Origin of the sequence: Psychrosphaera sp. B3R10 (assembly GCF_018861025.1) — a bacterium.
In the GTDB taxonomy this organism is placed as follows: domain Bacteria; phylum Pseudomonadota; class Gammaproteobacteria; order Enterobacterales; family Alteromonadaceae; genus Psychrosphaera; species Psychrosphaera algicola.
Genome location: NZ_JAHKQH010000028.1, coordinates 44,418 through 51,472, shown reverse-complemented (window position 1 = coordinate 51,472; position 7,055 = coordinate 44,418). Strand labels below are relative to the sequence as shown.

At 39.7% G+C, this 7,055-nt stretch carries 5 protein-coding genes; 1 reads left to right on the top strand and 4 read right to left on the bottom strand.

Annotated features, from left to right (window positions below; translation table 11 throughout):
• Positions 1–54: 54 nt before the first annotated feature.
• The 4 genes from KO525_RS11340 to KO525_RS11325 form a co-directional block, all read right to left on the bottom strand.
• Positions 55–981 carry an ABC transporter substrate-binding protein gene (locus KO525_RS11340; protein WP_215963931.1) on the bottom strand — a complete coding sequence of 309 codons (927 nt, stop codon included), beginning with the start codon at positions 979–981 and terminating at the stop codon, positions 55–57.
• Between the two features lie 160 nt (positions 982–1,141).
• Complete coding sequence (locus tag KO525_RS11335; protein WP_215963930.1) at positions 1,142–3,589, bottom strand: glycoside hydrolase family 2 TIM barrel-domain containing protein; 2,448 nt, start codon at positions 3,587–3,589, stop codon at positions 1,142–1,144.
• Between the two features lie 5 nt (positions 3,590–3,594).
• Positions 3,595–4,368 carry an SDR family NAD(P)-dependent oxidoreductase gene (locus KO525_RS11330; protein ID WP_252736585.1) on the bottom strand — a complete coding sequence of 258 codons (774 nt, stop codon included), beginning with the start codon at positions 4,366–4,368 and terminating at the stop codon, positions 3,595–3,597.
• Positions 4,369–4,377: 9 nt separating this feature from the next.
• On the bottom strand, positions 4,378–5,655 hold the full coding sequence (locus KO525_RS11325; protein ID WP_215963929.1) for a glycoside hydrolase family 105 protein: 1,278 nt from the start codon (positions 5,653–5,655) through the stop codon (positions 4,378–4,380).
• Between the two features lie 123 nt (positions 5,656–5,778).
• Here KO525_RS11325 and KO525_RS11320 point away from each other — a divergent pair, with 123 nt between their 5' ends.
• Positions 5,779–7,035, top strand: coding sequence for a DUF4861 family protein (locus tag KO525_RS11320; RefSeq protein WP_215963928.1), 1,257 nt, complete (start codon positions 5,779–5,781; stop codon positions 7,033–7,035).
• Positions 7,036–7,055: the final 20 nt, after the last annotated feature.

The window sequence follows — 7,055 nt, the reverse complement described above, 5'->3', positions numbered from 1 at the left end:
CCACATCCATGTGGTCGTCAATAAAATGGGGATTTTGCAAATAGGCGTACTAACTTAACTTTTGTTTTCTGGCTTAGAACCAGAGTTTGAAACCGTGTTTGTATCGACATTAAAATCGAACCATAAATCACTATCATGCAAAGGGGTTTCAATGGGTAAAAGAGGATTACCGATTTGAATTATTCGTTTTTTGTGGATTTGGGCTCGTTCAATATATTTACCATAATGTTTAGTGAATATCTCATTGAGCTTTCCGTTTTTAACCATCTTATCTAACCCGTACTCCAAACGTTCTGCAATCCTAGGTGTTTTGGGGGAGACAAAAATGTAGTAAGGCGATGGGATATATAATGCAATATCAGGCTCAATCATAATATTGGGTAAGTCTTTTTCGCGAACTTTGAGTTCATAGTAAATTTCATTTATTCCCCGCGGGATATAGTCAAATCGTCCTTTATCTAACATCGCAAATACGGCGTCATAGGAGAATGCATCTACTGTATTAAAATTTAAATGCTTCAATATAATTCGAGTCGTCCAACTTTTACGAACGCCCACTCGCATTTCTTTTAGACGATTAACTGTTGAAATACGTTTAAAGGTTTCTTTTTTATCTTTGTTAATCATCAATAAACGATAACTGAAAATACCCCTACGGATTGGAATACGGATGGGAATAACAGAGTCTTCCCATTCTTGATTGGTTAACGACATCGCTACGTTTAGAAATCGACCTTGGACTAATGACTTTAGCCGCTGGTGGTTTGGAATGGCACTTCCAGTGATTTTTACTTTGGACCGGCCGTATTTAATCTTACTTGCTTCTAAAGCAGCGTCAATAACCTCCCAGTTATACAGATGGCGTTGATCAGAGGCATTATGGCCACTATTTAGTTTTATTATATCTATAGGCTCAGCAGCGGCAAGAAAGTTTGAGAAAATAAGCAAACTTAAAATGAATACAAATGTGCATTTTGCCATAGCCCCCCCATAACTAGATTGTGATTAAACCTAAGTATAGTGGCAATATGGCAATTTCATAATTTTGAAGTGAAACTTTTATTTTGGATACCAAGTGGGCTTTAAACTGAAGATAAAACGCTACTAAAAACCATGTTAGTAGCGTTGAACTATAAATGAGTTATCGTATTTGAATGTATTGCCCTTTAAAGTTTTGTGTTTTAAATTCGATCACAGCGGTGTTTGAACCGTGTTTCTCTAAAATAATGCTGGCTTTTCCATCTGCTAACTCAATACTACTTGAGCCGTTTGGTGTGCCTTGGTGTTCGATTAACTTTGCGTTGCCATCTAGTGTAGAGAAATATCCACGGTCTTCGTAACTCGTTACTTGACGGCCATTTTCGTCAACAATTGTTGCTGTTACTTTATACGTTGTGTCATTAAGTTTGATATAGCTCAGTTCTATTTTATCTGGTTTACCGACATCGCCAATAAAATAAGACACGTTAAGTGAGTCTGTTACTTCCTGTGTGGTTGTTCGACCTACAACACTTAATCTATTTTCCCCTTCTTCAAAAGGAACTTTCCAGACTAAACCGTGTGCCGGAAATTGACCAAATACGCGGGTCTTTTTCCCCAAAGAAGTTCCGTTAAGCATTAATTCAGCATTGTCGGTGTTGCAATACACTTTAACTTTACGCCCATCTTTTGGTCCGTAACGTACAGTCCACGTTTTTGATTCAATGTAACAAAATGGTTCTTTAGCCCAATAACTAGCGAACACATAATACGCGTCTTTTGGTATTCCTGAGCGGTCGACAAGACCCTTCTGATTCACATATGGAATTGGATTTTCTGGTCGAAGTGGAGTGCCAAAATCTTTAAATGCCCATTGGGCATTGCCAATAAAACCTGGCAACGATTCTGATACACTTAGGTGCCAATCAAAAAGATTCACCATGTAATTTTCGTTCCAATTAGAATCCTTTGCGACACTTTTAACGACAGCTTGATTCATCGCTTCTGTTATAGAGACTTGAGCATCTTTTAACCCTTTGTCATCAATGGGGTTTTCTTCGTGACGGCCAACGTGACTTGAACCACCATATTCCATATGAATGAGGTTTGGGTGTTTTTTGGTAGAGGAGATAAGTGCCTTTTCATATTGACCATATGCACCTCCGTACCAACCAGCCCAAATCGAAGGTGAAAAGATATCGACGATTTTAGCAGCAGGGTAATATTTTCTAATTGTAGTGAAACGGGTGTTATCTAATGTTTTGATTTTATCATTCAGCTTCTGAACATAAGGAGTTATGATAGTTTCACTGCCGCCACCTGGGAAATCTTCTTCCCAATACATCTCATTACCAATCGACCAAAATGCAATACTCGGATGGTTTCTGTTTTGTAAAATTTGGCGTTCTAACAATGACTCAGTATTACGCTCCCATTCTTCACCACCTTTTCCTCCTCGGCACCATGGTAGTTCGTCCCAAAGTATCAGCCCTAATTCGTCTGCAGCGTCATAGACCACAGGATCCTGTGGGTAATGCCCTAAACGGACGAAGTTAACTCCAATGTCTTTCATTTGTTTCATGTCGGCTAAGTGTTGTTCGTTTGACAATGCTGCGCCAATGCCTGCATGTTCTTCGTGTCTATGAGTGCCCCTTAATAATACTCTCTGGTCATTTAGAAAAAATCCCGCCCCTTGTTTGAATTCAAACCACCTATAACCAAAGCGGGCGCTGGATGAAGCAATAACAGCGTTGTTTTCGTCGAATACGTTCACAATTAATGTGTATAGATTGGGTTGTTCAATAGACCACAGTTGTGGTTTTGGTACGGTATTAAGCGCTATTTTTTTCTCTGACTTACCTTTGTTGATTGTTAAGTCACTTGTTTGTTCGTAAACAAGTTCATTGTTAGGCCCGCGCAGCTCAGCCACAATTTTTGCATTAACAACTTTGTTTAAACCGTTAAAGTAGACCTTCATATCGGCATCTGCTTGTTGTTTACTGACATCCCTTAAATCAACAATCAGGTTATCAATATTCAGGTCTCCGCTTTGCAGTAACCAGACATCTCGAGTTATACCGCCAAAAATAAAAAAGTCGGATTTTTGTGATGGAATTAAATGAGGATTGTATTCATTGGTAACACGAACCATGACATCGGCTTTGTTATCACTGCCAATATAGTCTGTTACTTCAATTGTAAAGCCGATGTAACCACCAATATTAGACCCGGCCTTTTGGCCATTAACATAAACTTCGGTTTGGGTATTTGCTCCTTCAAAATATAAGTAGTGGCGAGGACTGTTAGAAACCAGGATTGTTTTACGATACCAACTTGCATCGCGTCGGTAGCCCGGCTGCGCATCAACTGTGTCGATTGCGTTCCAAGTGTGTGGTAGCGAAATAGGCTGCCAGTCGGAATTTTTTAACGCATCATTTACACTATTTGTATTGTTCGCTAGATATTGCCAATCAGCATTAATATTAGTCTTTGCAATAGCAAGAGTGTTGGCAAAAACTTGGCTTGTTATTAGCAAGCTTAAAAGGCCGGCAGTTTTAACTGCCTTTTTTACACTGTTAAGTAAGGTCGATTTTAATTTTACGAATTTCATTTTGATTACCTCGCCATCCAACCGCCATCAACCAACATAATGTGGCCATTGACATAGTTTGACGCTTTACTTGATAAAAAGAGTGTAGCTCCATTGAGATCAGCTGGTTCGCCCCATTCGCCACTTGGAATACGGGCGGTAATACTCGCATTACGATCTGGATCTTGGCGTAGCTGCTCAGTATTATCTGTAGCAAAATAACCCGGTGCAATGGCATTTACTTGAATGCCGTTATCAGCCCATTCATTGGCCAATGCTTTTGTTAATTGCGCTACACCGCCTTTACTTGCAGCATATGATGGAACTGTAATGCCTCCAGAAAAGCTCAAAAGTGATGCAATATTAATAATTTTGCCACTTTTTTGGGCCAACATATGTTTACCCACAGCACGACAAAATCGAAACACACCATTTAGGTTTGTTTCAATTACATCTAACCAGTCTTCATCAGAATGAGTTACTGCAGGGGCGCGTCTTATTATCCCTGCGTTGTTGATCAAGATGTCAATACGACCATATTTTTCCATTGTTGCATCAACGGTATCGATAATTTCATTCGGTTTTGACTGGTCGCAACCAAGACACAAATGATCGCCTGCGATGTCAGACAACAATTGTTTGGTGCGCAATATACTTTGCTCTGAACTTGCAACAGCAACAACACGTGCACCAGATTTAGCCAATGCAATGGCCATTGACTGTCCTAGCCCTCGACTCGCCCCAGTTATAACGGCGACTTTAGACTCGACGGAAAACAAGGAATTTATATATGGGTTCATGCTCATTCTCTAGTTGCTTGACTGTAATAGATTTGTGATCTCTGCTGCGGCTAATAATACAGCGCCGCTACCATATAATTGGCTGTCATTTTTAGAGGCAGAACCAGGGGCAAATGCAACCTGTTGAACCCAGCCAACTTGGCCTGATGGGTGAACATTAGAAACGATTGCATCCCAGCCTTTAGTGATTACTGGTAAATATGTTTGTTTATCCAAGTAACCATTATTTACACCCCATGCCATAGCGTAAACTATGAGTGCGGTACCACTTGTTTCTCGAGCAACTGAATCTGATGCATCAAGTAGCGAGCTTGGCCAGTTTCCCGATTCATTTTGCAGCGCGACAAGTCGTTTGCTCATACGAGTAAATAGAAATTCATATTTAGATTTGTTTTTAAAATCATCTGGTAAGTGGCGAAGCGTTCTTGCTATACCTGCTAATACCCAACCGTTGCCCCGACTCCAGTATATTTTTCGACCTTCATCATCACGTCTTTCAAAGTAGCGACTATCTCTCAGAAATAGTGATTCTTTTTCATCAAATAAGTATTCAGTTGTTGCCCAAAATTCAGAGTCCATAAATGTGAGATATTTGTTGTTACCACTTATTTTTGCCATATGTGCCCATACAGGTGGTGCCATAAAGATTGCATCAGCCCAACACCACCGATAAGTGCAACTTGGGTCTACAAATTTTCGACCATCTAAATACTCTGTGTATTTGTCATTGTTATCAAAAACGAGGGAATTTGTCTTTTGAGCAGCTAGCACTCCATCCAATACTTTTTTTGTCGGTGTGATTTGATATTTAAAGCCATATTTTTCATATAACTCTAGATACACATCCGAAACGGCATGGTCATCTGCATGGTAGAGCCTTGGTCCTGGCTTCCATTGATTAAGTTGAGACAGGTTTATTACCGCTTGTTCATATTCTTGTTGTCCAGATGCGGCAGCATATGCTTCAAGACCAATATGCAAAGTTGCGTACATCCAACCATTGGGAATTCCACTCGCACGACCCTCAGGACGCATCTGATTTGAACGGATATCAAACAAAGACAATTGATAGTCAGCAACTTGATTGGCAATTGTTTGAATATTATCCAATGAAAATTGTTTACTAAATTGCTGTTCAATTGTGGTTGGTGCTGCATATTTAACTGGAGCAGGCACCTTAGTGTGGGTTGGATCACTTATGTGTGCTGGTTCGTCTGCACAGGAAGCTATCGTTAATAGGCTTGCTATCATGCTGGCTGTCAGGCCAATTAGGTTACTTATTTTCATCTTCTTCCCTTCAATACGTCTTTTCATAAAAGAAATTATAAATTATTGGTAATGTGGTAATGCCAATTTTGATAGTGTATATTGGCTTTTATTGAATGTCTACACCTAAGGTAGAGGAACAAAATGACGTCATATACCTATAAAACAATGTTAGTAATTTCTATTTTTATCAGTGGCTTAGCGATAGCATCCGGGCCGTCAAAATGGCAAAAAATTGAATATATTACGAAAAATAATTTACCAATTACACGTGATAATGCAGAAATATGCCTACCACAGAGTCGTCTACCTTTTGCTATCGAGTCTATTTTTGCATTTGTAAATAATAGTCAAATCCCGACTCAGATTACAGATTGTAATGGTGATCAAATAGCCAATGAAATCCTACTGTTAGTTGATTTTGAAGCGAACCAAAGCCGTACCGTTACTTTGTATCACAATCCGAATGTTGGTGCGAATAACAACACTAACATTCGTACTCAAACTGAACTCGCAGTTAGAGTCGGCGGAACTCCGGGTAAGGACAATAAGTTGCAAGATGGTCAATATTTTTCAGTAACAAATTACACATTACCAGAACAACATTTTGTCGGAGATCGCTTATTTAAATACGAAGGTATCGGTATTGAATCAAATCAGATAGCTTACCGCTATTACTTTGATTACCGTGGCTCGATGGATGTATTTGGAAAAACCACGACAAAATTGGTTTTACCAATTGTCGGCGTTGATGGGTCCAATTATCATGAATTATCCGAATGGGGGATGGATGTCCTTAAAGTTGGCGCGTCTTTTGGTATCGGGACTCCTGGTAATTGGCATAAAGGACAGCTTACAAAAATGTCCGCATTTGATGACCTTAAAGTCCAGTTATCAAACGGCGTCAATACCGCGCAATTTACGCTTCAATTTTCCAACTGGTCCACACCTGCAGGTACAACAGATGCGACTGTAAGCTATTCGATGAATCACGGTGACGCTAAAGTAAAAGTTGTCGCAAAGTCGGCTCTAGAATTACCAAAATGGGTAACGGGGTTCGTAAATCACAACTTGGATTTACTGCAACCTGCAACGATAAATTCAAAAGGTTGGGCTTATATTGCCAGTTATGGAAAGCAGAGTTTAGCTGGTGATAATTTGGGGCTAGCCGTTTTCTACAAGTTAACGGACCGCTTAGAGAATTCCGCTGGGATACAGATTAGCCAAGACAACCAAGCTGTCGTATTGAATAGCCAAAACAATATGGTTTCTTACTACTTTATGGCGGATTGGCAAGGTGGCATAAATGGTAGTGCGACCCAAGAGCGCTTTATTGAGCGACTTGAACAAGAAGTTCAAATGCTAAATTCCCCCATTTCAATAACCTTAACAAACCAATAATTAAACCCAAATTTGATCTA